Genomic DNA, 16,967 nt, shown 5'->3' on the forward strand with positions numbered 1-16,967 from the left:
CGGTGGCCGCTTTACGTCCATCACCGACACGATGACGAACCCAGCAACCGCGCTACACCACTATGCGGGACTCAACTCATCTGGATTGGTACGACGCACACATACGGAGCCACCCGTCGACGAGGCATTCGGGCGCGACATGACTCGGCACCCAACTGAGTATCTGCGCCGTTACTACCTCGGACATAACGATATAGATCATGTTGAAATCGACGAGAAGTCAGCCCAGGCGATTCTTGACCGATGGTGCACCGAATGGACGACAGAGGACTCGGCTACCAGAGGACCGGGCTAAACGTGCGGTGTGCAGCCGACCTCGTTCACGCGGCTGAGCGTCTGGCCGAACGCGCGCATACAGGCCAGACCGACAAAGCTGGCGAGCCCTACATCGGGCACGTGCGCCGTGTCGCGGCCGCCGTGAGGCCGCAGGAACCAATATTCGTTGCGACAGCGCTTCTCCATGACGTGATTGAAGACTCGGAAGTGACTCTCGATGACCTGTCAAGGCAAGGCTTTCCGGTAGAGGTTGTCACGGCTGTGGAATTACTAACTCGAGACAAACAGCCGTCGGCCGGGCCTTACTACGAACGAATCGCGTCCAATCCCATAGCATTAGCAGTGAAAATCGCTGACGTCGCTGACAACACCAACCTGAGCCGGCTAGCGAGGCTCGATATACAAACGCGGCAGCGTCTTATGTCAAAGTATCGCAACGCACTACTGGCCTTGAATCGACCAGATCTCGCTGCACAGCTAGATCAGTCCTCGGCGCCTTGATGCGAGAACCCAAACATCACGTTACACGCAATCTGTCATTGTGTCGGGTGGAATTGGCGCTAATTTTTTGGGGTTCTGTGACCTTTGCGTGGATGCTTATCCAGAACAGTTGTTGCGGTTTGCTGCAGCGGTCAGTTCGCTCGAATGGTCGAATTATCTCGCCCTGCCCGCTGAAGTCATGGCAGCGTCCGTCGTCAACCCTGGGCACCCTATGACTCAACGCACAATGACCCTAGTTGGGTCAATTCAGTGCACATCCCGGTGGGCTTCGACACCGAATTGCCGAGCACCGGCTAGGGTTTGACCATGCGGCTGCTGGTCACCGGTGGCGCCGGTTTCATCGGCGCCAACTTCGTACACAGCACGGTGCGCGAGCATCCCGACGACACGGTGACGGTGCTCGACGCGCTGACATATGCGGGCAGCCGCGAATCGCTTGCACCGGTCGAAAACGAGATCCGGCTGGTGCAGGGCGATATCACGGATGCCGAGCTGATTTCCCGGTTGGTCGCCGAGGCCGACGCGGTTGTGCATTTCGCCGCCGAGACCCATGTCGACAATGCGCTCGCCGACCCCGAGCCGTTCTTGCGTACCAACGTGATCGGGACGTTCACCATTCTCGAGGCGGTGCGGCGCCACGGGGTGCGGCTGCACCACGTTTCCACCGACGAGGTCTACGGCGACCTCGGGCTCGATGACCCACAGCGATTCACCGAGACCACGCCGTACAACCCGTCCAGCCCGTACTCGGCCACCAAGGCCGGCGCCGACATGCTGGTGCGCGCCTGGGTGCGCTCCTATGGGGTGCGGGCGACGATCTCGAACTGCTCCAACAACTATGGGCCCTACCAGCATGTGGAGAAGTTCATCCCGCGTCAGATCACCAACCTGCTCACCGGGCGACGACCCAAGCTCTATGGCAGCGGAGCCAATGTCCGGGACTGGATCCACGTGGACGACCACAACGCTGCGGTCCGGCGGATCCTGGAGGGCGGCCAGATCGGGCGCACCTACCTGATCGGCGCCGACGGCGAACGCGACAACCTCTCGGTGCTGCGGACAATACTGGAGATGATGGGACACCAGCCCGACGACTTCGACCACGTGGTCGACCGGGTCGGCCACGACCTGCGCTACGCCATCGATCCCACCCAATTGCGCGACGAATTATGCTGGGCGCCAAAGCATACCGATTTCGAGGACGGCCTGCGCGCCACCATCGACTGGTATCGCGCCAACGAGGCGTGGTGGGGACCGTTGAAGGACGCCGTCGAGGCCCGTTACCAACAGCGCGGTCAATGACATGAAGGCACGCGAACTCGAGGTCCCCGGCGCATGGGAGATCACCCCGGCGGTGCATGGCGATTCCCGCGGAATGTTCTTCGAGTGGCTGACCGACCGCGAGTTCACCGCCTTCGCGGGACACCGGCTGGAGGTTCGGCAGGCCAACTGCTCGGTCTCGTCGGCGGGGGTGCTGCGCGGGCTGCATTTCGCGCAGCTGCCACCCAGTCAGGCCAAATACATCACCTGTCTGTCCGGCTCGGTGTTCGACGTCGTCGTCGACATCCGGGTCGGCTCACCAACATTCGGGAAATGGTCTTCGGTAGTGCTCGACGACCAAGACCGCAAATCGGTGTACATCTCCGAAGGTCTCGCACATGGATTCCTTGCACTGCAAGATAATTCGACCGTGATGTATCTGTGCTCGGCGGAATACAACCCGCAACGCGAGCACACCATTCGCGCCACCGACCCGGCAGTCGGGATCGACTGGCCAGCCGGCTACGAGCTGGTGCTCTCCGAACGAGACGCCGCCGCACCCACTCTCGAGGAGGTCAGCGCGTCGGGCCTGCTGCCCACCTGGGAGGAGACCCAAGCGTTCGTCGAGAGCCTGCGGGGCAAATCTTAGGATCAGTTTTCCTGCAAGCCCGCTCGTTCGACCGTCAGCAGGCTTTCCGTTCGGTGTTCTTTCCAATAGGCTTCGGCTCCCCCGTTGAGGCCGAACAGTCGTTTGCTCCACAGCAGCCAGACCACCGCCACGACGTTGACCAGGAACGCGACCACGCGCAGCGTGGTCACCTTCTCTGTCAGCTCGTAGATTTCCAGCGGAAGAAACACACTGGTCGCGATCACCGCGAAGTACTCGCCCCACCGTCGCACCAGCCACAGCCCCACCGCCTCGACGAGTTCGATCAGCGCATATGCGGTGAACGCCACCGCGATCCACAGAAAAGTCGACGACGAGAGCGAGAACAGGTGCCCGATGTGGCGGACGATCTTGGAGTCGTCCGGATTCCAGCCGAGCTGGTTGCCCAGCGGTCGAAGGAGCGGCAGATCTTGCTCGAATGCCTGCTGCAGCCGCTCGCGCGACCCGCGGACCTTGAGCACCCCGGCGGCCAGCAGCAGAAAGACGGCGGCCCGAACCGCGCGTTCGACGGCGAGCGCGCGCATCAACGTCCGATCCCGCAGCAATCGTCCACGCGGGATCTCGGGCGCCGTATCCGCCGGACCGCTGCGGCGCGGCGGACCGACGACAAACGTCTCGCACCGCAGACAACGCCAGGCCTCCCCGGCCGGAGTGTCGGCTTTCAGGCGTTCCCGCAGCCTGGGCTCGTCGGGCGCAAACGTCGCGTGTCCCCGCAACCCGCACGAGCGCAGAGCGAAATCGACCATGTACGCACGCTAACGGTCACAGCGCGGGCCCCGCATGGCAATCTGGCGATATGACGAGCACCGTCCTGGTCACCGGCGGCACCGGCACCCTGGGCCGCGTCGTGGTCGACCGTCTACTGACCGACAACGCGAATGTCCGCGTTCTGAGCCGCGGGCGCCGCCGTCGCCGCGCCGACGTCGAACACGTCGTCGGGGACCTGCGCACCGGTGCCGGTCTCGACGCGGCGGTGTCCGGCGTCGACACGATCGTGCAATGCGCCGAGCACGTGCAGCACCTGGTCGCGGCCGCCCGACGAGCGGGTTCACCGCACCTGGTGTACACCTCCATCGTCGGCGTCGACCGCGTCCCGTTCGGGTTCTACCGGCAAAAGGTGGCCGACGAACAGTTGATCGCCGCATCGGGTTTGCCGTGGACGGTGTTGCGGGCGACGCAGTTTCACGACTTGATTGCGGTGATGCTCCGTCTGTTGGCCAAGTCGCCCGTGGTGACGCTGCCCGCCGGCTGGAGCTTCCAGCCGGTCGACGTGCGGGAGGTCGGCGATCGGCTCGCCCGGCTCGCCATCGGCGAACCCGTCGGCAGGGCACCGGATTTCGGTGGGCCGCAGGTCCGCACGGTTGCCGACCTTGCCCGAAGCTACCTTGCGATCGTCGGCAAGCGGCGACTGATCCTGCCGGTGTGGCTGCCCGGCAAGGTGTTCCGGGCATATCGCGCCGGCGGGCACTTGGCCCCCGATCACGCGGCCGGCTGTGTCACCTTCGAGCAATACCTGACCGAGCAACTCGCAGCGGGTGTCGTCCCGTATGCCGACGCGCTTCGGGACTACCTGCCGCTGCCGCATTGGCCTCGACCACACTGAGCGGCGAGGCGGTGCGCACCACCCGGGTCATGTGGAAACCGGCCTGGCTGAGCAGGTCTCGGTACTGCTCCGCGGTGCGCTCACGGCCCGCCAGATTCAGCAGCATCTCCAGATCCGCCCACTTTCCTGGGAAGTCGCGGTCGTGGTCGGGGATGACCAATTCGATCAGCAGCAGCGTCGCGCGGGGGCCGGCCGCCGCGCGCACATTGCGCAGGATCTGCACGGCCTGCTCGTCGGACCAGTCGTGAACGATGTTCTTCAGGACGTAGGCGTCGCCGCCGCCCGGAACGCCGTCGAAAAACGAGCCGGTCACGATGCGCACCCGGTCCTCAATATCGGGCCCGCACAACAGGTCCGGCGCCGCATCAACAACGCCCGGCAGGTCGTACAGCACACCGCGGGAGGCCGGCGCGGCTTGCAGGATCGCGGCCAGCAGCGGGCCGTGCCCACCGCCGACATCCACGATCGTCGGGTAGCGGCCGAAGTCGTAGCCGGCCACCACCGCCGCGACGGTCAGCTGCGAGATGCTTGTCATGGTCTGGTTGAACAGTTCGGCGTGTTCGGGATGCTCGGCGAAGTAGTCGAAGCTGCCCGTGCCGTGCAGCGCCGGGACGACGGCATTGCCCGGTGCGCACCGAATCCGCCAGCAGGGTCCAGCGTTGCCGTTGTTCGGCCGACCCGTAGAACCGTGCCGCCCATGCCATCGACACCGATGCGTCCGAACGCAGGGTGCCGGCAAGGGAATTCAGCTCGTAACGGCCGTCGCGGCGACGACGGAAAATGCCCCGGCTGACCAGTGCCCGCAGGAGGCGCTCCAGTGCATCGGCGTCGGCACCCACCCGGGCCGCCAACTCGTCGATCGGCAGCGGCCCGCCGGCGAGGGCGTCGGCGACGCCGAGTTGGGCGGCCACCGTGATCGCTTGCGACGCCCACGCCGCGATGATCATCTCCAGCATCGCCGCCGGCGCGGGCATCAGTCGTTGGTGGATTCGGTAGAGGTAGTGGCGAATCCACTCGACGATGCGGGCCACCCCGGCCGGCGGCACCCTGGTTTTCGTCACCACTGCAGTCCGGCCGCCAACGCGCGAGCCTCGAGCTCCCGGCTGATCGCGGCGGACATCCGGTGATGACTGACCGAGCGCAGAAACGTCGCCAGCGCCCACGTCATCAACCGGTCCGAAATCATCCCCGCCGGTCGCAGCAGCGACTCGCTGCGCGATACCTGTTGAGTGGTCACCCAGGAGACCGCCTTGACCTTGCGTCGCCGGGTGTTCTCGTACCAGCGCAGCGCGTTTGGGGCGTAGTGGAATTCGCGCAGGGCCTTGCGCAGCACCATCGTGTCGAGCAGGGCCTGATTGGTGCCCTGCGCAAGCGTGGGCGGCATCGTGTGCGCGGCATCGCCGAGCAAGGTCACGGCGCCACGTCCCGCGCGGGGAACGGGGTGGCGAAAGTGCGGGAATGGCGAAGGTGCCAGGTCGTCGTCGGTCAGCACCGCCAGTACCCGGTCGACCGCGTCGGACCATCCGGTGAAGTGGGACCGGATCAGCTCGATCGGGCGTTCCGGCCGGACGAAGTCCGGTGACCACGGCAGGTCGAACCACCACTGCACGGCAAACCCTCCGGCCGGCCACAAGCCGAGGTTTCCGTGTGCACCGATCATCATCAGCGCGACGCGCGCGCCGCTGTCCTGGGGAAGGCTGACCAGGCCCTGCCAACTGCACCAGCCGGTGGGCTTGGCGTGTGGCGCGCCGACGATGCGTCGGACCGTCGAGTGCAGTCCGTCCGCACCGATGACCACGTCACCCTCGGCCGAGGTGCGTCGTCGAAGTCGACCCGTACCCCGTCTCGGGTGTCGGCCACTGCGGTCGCCCGCACGCCGCAGCGGACGCGATCGACCGGAAAATCGTCCAGCAGCCGCTCGAGCAGCACTCGTCGCGGGACCATCCGAACGGGTGCGCCCAGCCGATCAGTGATCGTCGTCAGGTCGAGGTTGGCGATCGGGCGGCCCGTCGCGGTCAGTACCCGCACGCTGGACAGCAGTTGACCTGCTCCCGCCATGTCGACGCCCAGCTGGCCGAGAACCGTTGCACCATTGGGCCATATCGTCACGGCCCCGCCGCCCGCAGACATTCTCGCGCGCTGTTCGAACACGGTGACGTCGTGGCCGTCGCGCAACAATCCGCGGGCGACGGAAATCCCGCCCACACCGGCGCCGACAACCAGCACACGAAGCGGATGAGGCATCGGCTCAGTCCTCGACGTGGCGCTCGTAGTCCCACCGTTCAAGCCGCGCTTGCAGCTTCACCAGGCCCAGCCCGGCGATCGGTGCGCCCGCCGACAGGTAGAGCATCAGCAGTTGGCTCATGCTGCTTACACGGTGAACTTCGACGAGAAGTTCACCGCGGACAGGAGTCAGCCTCCGCGCAGCGCGACGAGGTGGCGCATGTCGGCGAGGCCCTGTTCCTGCGCGTCGTTGAGGAAGGCCGGCAGCGGCGCCCGCACTTCGGGCAACACCTCGTGGTCGATCAGTGCCTGCAACGCTGCTTGTTTGCCGCTGCGGCCGGCTTGGTTGTCGACCTCTTGACGGCCCAACGGCGTTGAGTAGTCGTAGAGTTCGCGCTCGATCGGCCGCGTGGTGTCGATTTCCATGCCGCCGGGCTTCCAGTACGAGTACATGCCGAGCTTGGCGTCCGGCGTCCGCACGGCCACGATGTGATTCGGTGCCGACGTCGGAATGTTGGTCGGCAGGTCGGCCCCGCCGAATACTGAGCGGATCTGCGGCGACTTCAACAGCGTGGCCATCTCCTCGACCGACATGTCGTCGGTGACGTGCGCGATCCACGGCCGCCCTTTCGCCGCCGGGTTGCTCGCGATCGCGGCCAGGTCCGCGCGCCCGGCCAGGTACGAGTACCTGGGTTCGGCGCGCCACCCGTTGCCGCCGTACCCGATGGTGAGCAGCAGCGGGGCCAGGTCGACGCTGGAGGTCAGCTGGGTGCGGGTGTCGCCCGGCTTGGGGGTCAATTGACCGTGCGGGTCGCGGATGTACAGCGGTACCCGAATCGCCTCGTCGTAGGCCGCTGCACCCTTGCCGCGCAAGCCGTGCGAGCCGCCGTACTCGCCGTGATCGGAGGTGAAGACGACGACGGTGTTGCGGTCGACGTCGGGACGTGACGCCACCTTGTCGAGCACCCTGCCGATCTGGGCGTCGACCTGCTGCTGGAGCCACAGGTACATGTCCAGGCAGCGCGCCCACTGCCGCGCCAGGTCCGGCCCGGAGTACGACAGCGGGCCGGTCATCAGCGGGGACATGAAGTTGAGGAAGTCGATCTGCAGTTGCGGCTTACCGCGCCGGCGCAGATCGTCGGGTGTCTCGAAGTTGACCGGCGCGGCGTCGAACCAATGCGGAACATCCTCGGGCAGCGGGTTTTTCGGCCACCAGCAGATGTCGTGCGGGTTGACCAGCGAGACGGTGGTGCACCAGGGGCCGTTGCCGGCGTTGGCGTCGAACCAGTTCGAGAACTGGTCGACAATGCCGGGATCCTTCTGCAGCCCCTGGTTGGGTGAGCCGTTGGGCGACGGATAGGTGCCTCCGGAAAAGCCGTGTTCCTCGAGGCCTTCGGGTGTGGTGTCGCCCGAATGCCCCAGGTGCCACTTGCCCCACCACCACGTGCGGTAGCCCTGCTCGCGCAGCATGGTGCCCCAGGTCGGGAACCGGGGCGCCAGCGTCGACTCGCTCGGTCCCTCACCGGTGAACAGGCATCCGGTTTGATGCGAATACAGCCCGGTGGTCATCACGCCGCGCGACGGCGTGCACATGTTCGACGCGGCGTAGTGCGACTCGAACGACACGCTGTTGCGTTGCAGGCGGCCGAGATTGGGCAGCAGGGTGTTCAGCCGCTGCGGCTCCGGAAACCATTGCGGTGCCCGCATCTGGTCCACGACGATCACCAGGATGTTGGGCTTGTTGCCGCCACCGCTCGCCGACTCGCTCGGACCGGGCTTGCGCAGCAACTCGTATCCGCCGAATCCCGCCGCCGCGGCGCCCGCGGCCGCGGCAGCACCCGTCAGTACCGTGCGTCGATTGATCGAAGGCATGCCTCAATCTACGGCCGGGCTGGTCTGAGCCGTGCGCCGCCCGCCCATACCGCCCACAGCGCGATGGTCAGCAGTTCCGCGACGGCGCTGACGGCGGCTTGGCGTTGGCGACGCTGACCCCGAGCTCGGCAGCGGAATCTTTGATCGAACGTCCTTGCAGGAAGCGCAGTCCAGGATTCACCGGTAGTGGCCGGGCAGCGTGTCGAGGACCTCGGCGCCTCAGGTGATCAGCTCAAAGTCCACCTGCAGCCGTTCGTACGTCTTGACTGCTCGCAAATCGCGGGTCAACAGCCTTGCCCCAGAAGCCTTCGCAGTCATTCCGACCAACGCGTCGTAGGTGGCGCCGCCGACGACATTGTGTTCGGCTAACTGGTCGATCAGCGCACGGTGCGAGCGCGCGTCGAGCGTCAGGTAGTCGGGCGGAGCGACCTCGGCCAGGTAGGTGTGAACGGCAACCGGTGCAACACGATGCGGCGGGGGCAGACGCGTTAGCACCGAATAGGTTTCTACCGCCGCGTGAGCCACCATACGGACACCTTGGTTGAGAGCACGCATCGCGGCAGTGTGCCCTTCGTGCCAGGTCGCGAATCCCGCCACGAGCACGCTGGTGTCCGGCGCGATCACCGCCGCACGCGCTCAAGCGTTTCGCGAACGATTTCGTCGGTCAAAGGAGGCAGCGGGCGCTGCGGACGTGCGACGAGAACGGAGCCTTCGCGGACCAATTCGACGTCGGTTGGTGCCAGTTCGATCTCGATGCGCCCGTCGCGCTCGGTGATCTCCATCTCCTCGTTGCCACGCAACCCAAGGCGGTCCCGAATCGGCTTGGGTATGACAAGTCGCCCCGAAGGGTCGATGGTGGCGCGCATGGCATGAATTTTACCATCGCCTCACATCTCGGCCCGTCAAGCCGCCACAGCCTCCCTTGCCAACGACAAGCGAATTTACTAGGATATCCAACTATTCCAGGCGTACTTCTCCACAAGCGAACTTCATGGGATGGCTATGACCGCACAGATTCCTCATTTCCTCGACGGGCAGCGCAGCGCCGGGCAGTCCGGCCGGACCGCCGAGGTGTTCGACCCCAATACCGGGCAGGTGCAGGCACTGGTGCCCATGGGGGGCAAGGCCGACATCGACGCCGCGGTGGCCTCGGCGGCCGAGGCGCAGAAGGGCTGGGCGGCGTGGAACCCGCAGCGCCGCGCCAGGGTGATGATGCGGTTCATCGAGCTGGTGCACGAGCACATGGATGAGCTGGCCGAGATGCTGTCGCTCGAGCACGGCAAGACGCTGGCCGATTCCCGCGGCGACATCCAGCGCGGTATCGAGGTCATCGAGTTCTGCATCGGCATCCCGCACCTGCTCAAGGGCGAGTACAGCGAGGGCGCCGGCCCGGGCATCGACGTGTATTCGCTGCGCCAGCCGCTGGGCGTCGTCGCCGGCATTACCCCGTTCAACTTCCCCGCGATGATCCCGCTGTGGAAAGCCGGGCCTGCCCTGGCGTGCGGAAATGCCTTTATTCTCAAGCCTTCTGAGCGCGACCCGTCGGTGCCGGTGCGGCTGGCCGAGTTGTTCGTCGAGGCCGGCTTGCCGCCCGGGGTGTTCCAGGTTGTGCACGGCGACAAGGAGGCCGTCGACGCGATCCTGACCCACCCCGACATCGCCGCGGTCGGGTTCGTCGGCAGCTCCGATATCGCGCAGTACATCTACGCGGGCGCTACCGCGGCCGGCAAGCGCGCGCAGTGCTTCGGTGGGGCCAAGAACCACATGATCGTGATGCCCGACGCCGACCTGGACCAGGCGGTGGACGCGCTGATCGGCGCGGGTTACGGCAGCGCGGGCGAGCGGTGCATGGCGATCAGCGTCGCGGTGCCGGTCGGTGAGCAGACCGCCGACCGGTTGCGGGCCAGGCTGGTCGAGCGCGTCAACAATCTGCGGGTCGGGCACAGCCTGGACCCGAAGGCCGATTACGGCCCGCTAGTCACCGGCGCAGCGCTGAACCGGGTGCGTGACTACATCGGCCAGGGCGTGGCCGCGGGCGCGGATCTGGTGGTCGACGGGCGTGAGCGCGCCAGCGACGACCTGTCGTTCGGCGACGCCAACCTGGAGAGCGGATTCTTCATCGGCCCCACCTTGTTCGACCGCGTCACCCCGGACATGTCGATCTACACCGACGAGATCTTCGGGCCGGTGCTGTGCATGGTGCGTGCCCACGACTACGAGGAGGCACTGCGGTTGCCGTCCGAGCACGAATACGGCAACGGGGTGGCGATTTTCACCCGCGACGGCGACACCGCCCGCGACTTCACCTCCCGGGTGCAGGTCGGCATGGTCGGGGTCAACGTGCCGATCCCGGTGCCGGTGGCCTACCACACGTTCGGCGGGTGGAAGCGCTCCGGTTTCGGCGACCTCAACCAGCACGGCCCGGCGTCGATCCAGTTCTACACCAAGGTCAAGACCGTCACCTCGCGCTGGCCCTCGGGCATCAAGGACGGCGCCGAATTCGTCATCCCGACAATGAAATAACCCACTGATGCACTTCTTCGGTCTGGACGACGCCGAGCGCGAGATCGCCGAGACGGCGGCCGCGTTCGCCGAGAAGCGCCTCGCCCCGTACGCGCTGGAATGGGATGCCTCCCAACACTTTCCAGTCGACGAGTTGCGAGAGGCCGCACAGCTTGGCATGGCCGCCATCTACTGCCGCGACGACGTCGGCGGTTCCGCGTTGCGCCGCCTGGACGGGGTTCGGATCTTCGAGCAGCTGGCGATCGCCGACCCGACCACCGCCGCGTTCTTGTCCATTCACAACATGTGCGCCTGGATGATCGACACGTTCGGCACCGCCGAACAACGCAAGAGTTGGGTGCCGCGGCTGGCGTCGATGGACGTCATCGCCAGCTACTGTCTGACCGAGCCCGGCGCCGGCTCGGACGCCGGCGCCCTGCGCACCCGCGCCGTCAAAAGCGGTTCGGACTACGTGCTCGACGGCGTCAAGCAGTTCATCTCCGGCGCCGGCGCCTCGGATGTGTACGTGGTGATGGCACGTACCGGCGGCGACGGCCCACGCGGAATCTCGGCGTTCGTCGTCGAGAAGGGCACTCCCGGGCTGAGTTTCGGCGCCCACGAGCAGAAGATGGGCTGGAATGCGCAGCCCACCGCACAGGTGGTGCTGGACGGGGTACGGGTGCCGGCCGACGCGATGCTCGGCGGCCCGGACGGGGAAGGCGCCGGTTTTTCGATCGCGATGAACGGGCTAAACGGCGGCCGGATCAACATCGCCGCGTGCTCGCTGGGCGGAGCGCAGTCGGCATTCGACAAGGCCGCGTCCTATCTGCGTGACCGTCAGGCGTTTGGATCCGCGTTGCTCGACGAGCCCACCATCCGGTTCACGTTGGCCGACATGGCCACCGCGCTGCAGACGTCGCGAATGCTGTTGTGGCGGGCGGCCACCGCGTTGGACAACGACGCCGACGACAAGGTCGAACTGTGCGCCATGGCCAAGCTCTACGTCACCGACGCCTGTTTCGACGTCGCGGACAAGGCCTTACAGTTGCACGGCGGCTACGGCTATCTGCGCGAGTATGGTCTGGAGAAGATCGTCCGCGATCTGCGGGTGCATCGCATCCTGGAGGGCACCAACGAGATCATGCGGGTGGTCATCGGTCGCGCCGAGGCTGCCCGCGTCCGCGCCGGCACGTAGGAGGACAGGTGGCGACCATCGCGTTCCTGGGACTGGGCCACATGGGTGGGCCCATGTCGGCGAATCTCGTTGCGGCAGGCCACACCGTGGCCGGTTTCGACCCGGTGGCCGCGGCGTCGGCAGCCGCCGCCGACAAAGGTGTCGCGGTGTTCGACAGCGCCGCCGCCGCGGTGGCCGACGCCGAAGTCGTCCTCACGATGCTGCCCAACGGCGATGCGGTCAAACGCTGTTACGCCGACATCCTGCCGGCGGCAAAGCAGGGCACGCTGTTCATCGACAGCTCGACGATTTCCGTCGACGACGCCCGTGAGGTGCACGCGCTGGCCGGCTCGCACGGATTCGCTCAACTCGACGCACCGGTCTCCGGCGGGGTGGCGGGCGCGGCGGCCGGCACGCTGGCGTTCATGGTCGGCGGTGACGAGGAGGCGCTGCGTGTCGCGCATCCGATTCTGGAACCCATGGCCCGCAAGATCATTCATTGCGGCGGCGCCGGCGCCGGCCAGGCCGCCAAGGTCTGCAACAACATGGTGCTGGCGGTGCAGCAGATCGCGATCGGTGAGGCGTTCGTGCTGGCCGAAAAGCTGGGCCTGTCGGCGCAATCGCTGTTCGACGTCATCACCGGGGCGACCGGCAACTGCTGGGCCGTGCACACCAACTGCCCGGTGCCGGGGCCGGTCCCCACGTCGCCGGCCAACCACGACTTCAAGCCGGGCTTCGCGGCCGCGCTGATGAACAAAGACCTTGGTCTGGCAATGGATGCGATCGCGTCGACCGGGGCGTCGGCGCCGTTGGGCAGCCATGCTGCGCAGATCTACGCCGAGTTCGCAGTAGACAACGCCGACAAGGACTTCAGCGCCGTCATCGAGATGCTGCGTTAGCCGGTCGGGCCTCGCGCCGGGCCCCGGCACGCTTTTGCCGGATCCACCAACGCCGGTGCAGTTGCTGGCAATCGGCAGCCGACAGATCGTCGTATCCGGCGCGGAACTCGGCGGGTAGCCCCGCGGCGACGGCTGCGCGCAGCCCCCGCCCGGTTCCGGTGAAGGCCAACGCGGCCGCGGGCGTTATCCCCAGCTCCCACAGCGCCAGCTGGTACAGCTCGACGTCGCTTCCGGGTTGCGCCAAATCGTCGGCCGTCACCAGTGTTTCCACCAGCCCCTCGCCGACCAGGTGGCGGACCCGCGTTTCGGCCCACGCGCGGCGGCGTCGGCTCACCACACCCACCCAGATGCCGGCGACGAACAGGCTCATCACCAGGTCGATCAGCCCGGCCCGCGGTTCGCCGTCGAGGTCGTCCAACGCGTCGGCGTAGAAGATCACCGCACGCAGCGGATGGACGTCGGCGTCGACCGAGGGGGCGCGGTCCCACCAGAAAGTCCGTCGGGCAGTGGTCTGCACGCCCATAGCGTGCCCGGGGCCCGCCGGGCCGGGCGTCCCCCATTAGGGGGATTGGCGTGGCGATTTCACTTCGCGGCGATCGCAAGCGCGGCGAAGCCGGGCACAGCGGGTCGCCGCCAAGCTTAGGGTTGGGGCCATGACCGTGCGGCTTGTGCTGGTCGACGACCACGAAATGGTCATCGAGGGGCTCAAGGCGATGCTCGCCGCGTTCAAGGACCGGGTGCAGGTGGTCGGGCAGGCGATCGGCGCCGAGCGCGCCGTCAAAGTGATCGACGAGCTGCAGCCCGACATCGTGCTGTGCGATGTGCGCATGCAGGGCTCCAGTGGCCTGGACCTGTGCCTGGAGCTGCGCGAACGCGACCCCGACCGCAAGGTCGTGATGCTGTCGGTCTACGACGACGAGCAGTACCTGTTTCAAGCGTTGCGGGTCGGGGCCTGCGGCTACCTGTTGAAGAGCATCAGCAGCGACGATTTGGTGCGCCAGCTGGAGTTGGCCCACAGCGGCGAAACCGTGATCGACCCCGGGATGGCGGCCCGCGCGGCCGACACGGCGGCGCGGTTGCAGCGCAACGAGTTCTGGCCGGGCGCACGCCAAGGGTTGACGCAACGCGAAAGCGAGATCCTGTCCTACATGGTCAGCGGGCTGTCCAACCGCGGCATCGCCAACAAGCTCGTCATCGGCGAGGAAACGGTCAAGAGCCACCTGCGCTCGATCTACCGCAAGCTCGGTGTCACCGACCGCACCGGCGCGGTGGCCACCGCGCTGCGCGAAGGAATTTACCATTGACGTCCTCCCCGGACTGCAAACTCGGGGATTCCACCCTGCTCTGCTACTTAGGCAGCAGGAGAGCTGAGTGAGGTTCACAGTTCGTAGACCACCCTTCGGCGAGGTCTCCCTGTGCTGGCACCGCCCGTCCGGCGGCGATGTTGCGGGCTGCGTTCACGTCGGCATTACACGGCCCCGCTTTGCAGGCCACGCACGCGAAGACCGCTTGGCTCTTGCGGTTTTCGGGTGCGACGTGCCCGCAGGCAGCACATCGTTGCGATGTGTACGCAGCCGGGACCCGCTCGACGCGTCCCGCGGCTTTGTCGTCGAGCCGGGCAACCAACCGGCCCCACCCTTGACGATGGATTTCACGGTTGAGACCACGTTTCTGCGCAACCCGAACGCCCGGCTTTTCACGGGTGCCGCGCACCGAGCGGGTCATCGCCCGCACATCAAGCTCCTCCACCCGAATTGTGTCGAACCGGCGCGCCAGATCTGTAGTGGTCTTCTCGACCCAGTCGCGGCGCCGATCCGCCTCGCGGGCCTTGATTTTCGCGATCGCCAGTTTGGTGCGCGCTCGCCGGTTGGAGCCGCGCTTTGCCCGCGCGAGCCGTTGCTGCAGGCGACGCAGCCTGATCTGCTCACCAGCTGTCAAGTTAGGGGCGTGCAGCAGCTCGCCGGTGGACAGGGCCGCCGACACCGCCACGCCCCGATCGATACCGATCACGCTGGCATCGCCCGGTCCCGCGATCGGGTCGGGGATGTGGGCGAAGGCCACATGCCATCGCCCGGCCCGATCCCGTGTTATGCGATAGGACTTCATACCGTCGGGCACCGCGCGGCTCCAGCGGAATCGGACCCGGCCGACTTTGGGCACCCACACCCGCCCGTAACGGCGGTTCAGTTTCCCTACATGGCTCGGCTTGAACCCGACTTGACGGAAGCCTTCGTGCACACCGGCCTTGCGCCACGACGGGCGTCCATGAGTGCCGGCGAAAAAGTTCCGCATGGCTTGCGCGAAATCGCGCAGTGCCTGCTGCTGCACAGTCTGCGACCCGTCCGCCAACCAGTCGTATTCGGCGCGGATCTCGGTCAACTGCGCACACTGCTCGTTGTAACCAGGGGCGCGACGTCCTGGTTGCCACATCTGCTGCTGCTCGACGGCCAGGTTCCACACGAACCGGGCATGCCGACAATGATCCAACAGCACCACCTGCTGAGCGGGTGTGGGCAACAACCGGAACCGCGACATACTTGCAAGGTAGCCACCGCCACCGACACCAACGGGCATTGCACGTGCGGGCAAGTTTGGATCGCAAGACATCGTCGGCATAAATGCCGGGGTTTCCCGCCGAAGGAGTTGCGATGACCGAGCGCAATCGTCCGTCGAACGCGGTGCGCGACCTGGTCGACGCCGACCGCGAATTGGTGTTGCTGCGCGAGCTCATCCAGGCCGCCTCCAGCGGACCCGCAGTAGAACCACTCGCGGCCGCGGCGGCGCGGATGATCACCGCGGCCACCGGGACCGACGTGTGCTTCGTGCACGTTCTCGACGACAGCGACCGGTCGCTGACCCTGGCCGGCGCCACCCCGCCATTCGACGGCCAAGTGGGAAAGATCCGGCTGCCGCTGGGATCTGGGATCTCCGGCTGGGTCGCGCGGCATCGCGAGCCGGTGGTGATCACCGACGACAAGGAAGCCGACCCGCGATATCTGCCGATCCAGTCGCTGCGCGGACGGGATTTCACCTCGATGGTGTCGGTGCCGATGGAAACCGACCCCGGCGGGCTGGTCGGTGTGCTCAACGTGCATACCGTCGCGCGACGCGAATTCACCGACGGCGACGTGGAATTGCTGCGTGTCATCGGCCGGCTGATCGCGGGCGCTTTGCACCAGGCCCGGCTGCATCGCCAGCTGGTGGCCCGCGAACGCGCCCACGAGCTGTTCGTCGAGCAGGTGATCGAGGCGCAGGAGATCGAGCGTCGCCGGTTGGCCGGTGACATCCACGACGGGATCTCGCAGCGGCTGATCACGTTGTCCTATCGGCTCGACGCCGCGGCCCGCGCGGTCGGCGACGACCCGGTGGAGGCCTCCGAGCAACTCGACGAGGCGCGCGAATTGGCCCGGCTGACACTGGAAGAGGCCCGCGCCGCGATCAGCGGGCTGCGCCCGCCGGTGCTCGACGATCTCGGCCTGGCCGGCGGGCTGGCCAGCTTGGCCCGCTCGGTGCCGCACCTGGATCTCGAGCTCGACCTCGCCGATACCCGGCTGCCCGAGCACATCGAGCTCGCGCTGTACCGCATCGCGCAGGAGGGCTTACAGAACATCGTCAAACACGCCGGCGCGACCACGGCGCGGCTGCGATTCGCGGTCGACGACGACACCGCGCGGCTCGAAATCGTCGACGACGGAGTGGGTTTCGACACGTTCGAGAATCCGCTCGGCGGCGACGAGATGGGCGGCTACGGAGTGCTGTCGATGGCCGAGCGGGCCGAGCTGGTCGGCGGGCGGGTCAACATCCGCTCGCGCCCCGGCGCCGGGACCGCCGTCACCGCGACGATCCCACTCCCCTCCCCCTCCGCGCGAGCGTGCGTGTCCCCGACCGACACGCCGCGGTGAAACCCGGGTTTGCGCACGCTGACCGGAAAATACCCACGGTGAGGTGACGGCGTGAAGCGGCCCGCAGGGCTGGTGGAGCGGGTGGTGG

Annotated in this window: 17 protein-coding genes and 3 pseudogenes; 10 read left to right on the forward strand and 10 right to left on the reverse strand. The window is 66.7% G+C overall.

Features of this window, described 5'->3' with window-relative positions; genetic code table 11:
- The first annotated feature begins 31 nt into the window (after positions 1-31).
- From AWC14_RS29215 to rfbC, 4 genes are all read left to right on the forward strand, one after another.
- Entirely contained in the window at positions 32-295 is a 264-nt protein-coding gene (locus tag AWC14_RS29215) for a hypothetical protein (protein WP_142281712.1), read from the forward strand.
- A gap of 2 nt (positions 296-297) precedes the next feature.
- Complete coding sequence (locus AWC14_RS30085; protein ID WP_142281713.1) at positions 298-777, forward strand: HD domain-containing protein; 480 nt, start codon at positions 298-300, stop codon at positions 775-777.
- Positions 778-1,083: 306 nt separating this feature from the next.
- Complete coding sequence (rfbB, locus tag AWC14_RS15310; protein WP_045373678.1) at positions 1,084-2,079, forward strand: dTDP-glucose 4,6-dehydratase; 996 nt, start codon at positions 1,084-1,086, stop codon at positions 2,077-2,079.
- A gap of 1 nt (position 2,080) precedes the next feature.
- A complete protein-coding gene (gene rfbC / locus AWC14_RS15315; RefSeq protein ID WP_045373681.1) occupies positions 2,081-2,686 on the forward strand; it encodes a dTDP-4-dehydrorhamnose 3,5-epimerase in 606 nt (201 codons plus the stop codon).
- A gap of 2 nt (positions 2,687-2,688) precedes the next feature.
- Here the strand turns inward: rfbC and AWC14_RS15320 are convergent, their stop codons facing one another.
- Entirely contained in the window at positions 2,689-3,450 is a 762-nt protein-coding gene (locus tag AWC14_RS15320) for a DUF2127 domain-containing protein (RefSeq protein WP_045373684.1), read from the reverse strand.
- A gap of 50 nt (positions 3,451-3,500) precedes the next feature.
- On the opposite strand from AWC14_RS15320, the gene AWC14_RS15325 reads away from it, so the two are divergent.
- A complete protein-coding gene (locus AWC14_RS15325; protein ID WP_045373687.1) occupies positions 3,501-4,307 on the forward strand; it encodes an SDR family oxidoreductase in 807 nt (268 codons plus the stop codon).
- On the opposite strand, the gene AWC14_RS15330 is transcribed toward AWC14_RS15325, so the two are convergent.
- The 7 genes and pseudogenes from AWC14_RS15330 to AWC14_RS15350 all read right to left on the reverse strand — a co-directional run bounded on the left by AWC14_RS15330 (position 4,201) and on the right by AWC14_RS15350 (position 9,268).
- Positions 4,201-5,046, reverse strand: coding sequence for a methyltransferase (locus AWC14_RS15330; protein WP_057003548.1), 846 nt, complete (start codon positions 5,044-5,046; stop codon positions 4,201-4,203). The genes AWC14_RS15325 and AWC14_RS15330 overlap by 107 nt on opposite strands.
- A 46-nt stretch (positions 5,047-5,092) precedes the next feature.
- Positions 5,093-5,281 (reverse strand): annotated as a pseudogene (locus AWC14_RS30220) (methyltransferase family protein); the annotation flags it as partial.
- A gap of 83 nt (positions 5,282-5,364) precedes the next feature.
- Positions 5,365-6,551 (reverse strand): annotated as a pseudogene (locus AWC14_RS15335) (FAD-dependent oxidoreductase).
- Positions 6,552-6,719: 168 nt separating this feature from the next.
- Complete coding sequence (locus AWC14_RS15340; protein WP_045373696.1) at positions 6,720-8,402, reverse strand: sulfatase-like hydrolase/transferase; 1,683 nt, start codon at positions 8,400-8,402, stop codon at positions 6,720-6,722.
- A gap of 67 nt (positions 8,403-8,469) precedes the next feature.
- Positions 8,470-8,618, reverse strand: a pseudogene (locus AWC14_RS30320) (RNA polymerase sigma factor sigma-70 region 4 domain-containing protein); the annotation flags it as partial.
- Positions 8,619-8,621: 3 nt separating this feature from the next.
- A complete protein-coding gene (locus AWC14_RS15345) occupies positions 8,622-9,026 on the reverse strand; it encodes a type II toxin-antitoxin system VapC family toxin (RefSeq protein WP_045373699.1) in 405 nt (134 codons plus the stop codon).
- Positions 9,023-9,268 (reverse strand): AbrB/MazE/SpoVT family DNA-binding domain-containing protein, encoded by a 246-nt coding sequence (locus AWC14_RS15350; protein WP_057003547.1) that lies wholly within the window; start codon positions 9,266-9,268, stop codon positions 9,023-9,025. Before AWC14_RS15350 ends, AWC14_RS15345 begins: the two co-directional genes overlap by 4 nt.
- Positions 9,269-9,404: 136 nt before the next feature.
- On the opposite strand from AWC14_RS15350, the gene AWC14_RS15355 reads away from it, so the two are divergent.
- The 3 genes from AWC14_RS15355 to mmsB are packed head-to-tail and all read left to right on the forward strand — an operon-like array spanning position 9,405 to position 12,977.
- Positions 9,405-10,925 (forward strand): CoA-acylating methylmalonate-semialdehyde dehydrogenase, encoded by a 1,521-nt coding sequence (locus AWC14_RS15355; protein WP_045373703.1) that lies wholly within the window; start codon positions 9,405-9,407, stop codon positions 10,923-10,925.
- Between the two features lie 7 nt (positions 10,926-10,932).
- Entirely contained in the window at positions 10,933-12,099 is a 1,167-nt protein-coding gene (locus AWC14_RS15360) for an acyl-CoA dehydrogenase family protein (RefSeq protein WP_045373705.1), read from the forward strand.
- Between the two features lie 8 nt (positions 12,100-12,107).
- Entirely contained in the window at positions 12,108-12,977 is an 870-nt protein-coding gene (gene mmsB, locus AWC14_RS15365; RefSeq protein WP_081967967.1) for a 3-hydroxyisobutyrate dehydrogenase, read from the forward strand.
- Here the strand turns inward: mmsB and AWC14_RS15370 are convergent.
- The gene (locus AWC14_RS15370; RefSeq protein ID WP_069601557.1) at positions 12,958-13,500 is read right to left on the reverse strand and encodes an HAD family hydrolase; all 543 of its coding nucleotides are present in this window, start codon (positions 13,498-13,500) and stop codon (positions 12,958-12,960) included. The genes mmsB and AWC14_RS15370 overlap by 20 nt on opposite strands.
- A gap of 130 nt (positions 13,501-13,630) precedes the next feature.
- Between AWC14_RS15370 and AWC14_RS15375 the strand changes: the two genes are divergently transcribed.
- Positions 13,631-14,281 carry a response regulator gene (locus AWC14_RS15375; RefSeq protein WP_045373708.1) on the forward strand — a complete coding sequence of 217 codons (651 nt, stop codon included), beginning with the start codon at positions 13,631-13,633 and terminating at the stop codon, positions 14,279-14,281.
- A 43-nt stretch (positions 14,282-14,324) separates the two neighbouring features.
- On the opposite strand, the gene AWC14_RS15380 is transcribed toward AWC14_RS15375, so the two are convergent.
- Entirely contained in the window at positions 14,325-15,512 is a 1,188-nt protein-coding gene (locus tag AWC14_RS15380; protein WP_162835641.1) for an RNA-guided endonuclease InsQ/TnpB family protein, read from the reverse strand.
- Positions 15,513-15,625: 113 nt separating this feature from the next.
- Here AWC14_RS15380 and AWC14_RS15385 point away from each other — a divergent pair, with 113 nt between their 5' ends.
- Positions 15,626-16,879: a GAF domain-containing sensor histidine kinase gene (locus AWC14_RS15385; RefSeq protein ID WP_045373711.1), complete on the forward strand. Its 1,254-nt coding sequence runs from the start codon at positions 15,626-15,628 to the stop codon at positions 16,877-16,879.
- Positions 16,880-16,967: the final 88 nt, after the last annotated feature.

This window comes from Mycobacterium kyorinense (genome assembly GCF_002101735.1).
GTDB lineage: Bacteria > Actinomycetota > Actinomycetes > Mycobacteriales > Mycobacteriaceae > Mycobacterium > Mycobacterium kyorinense.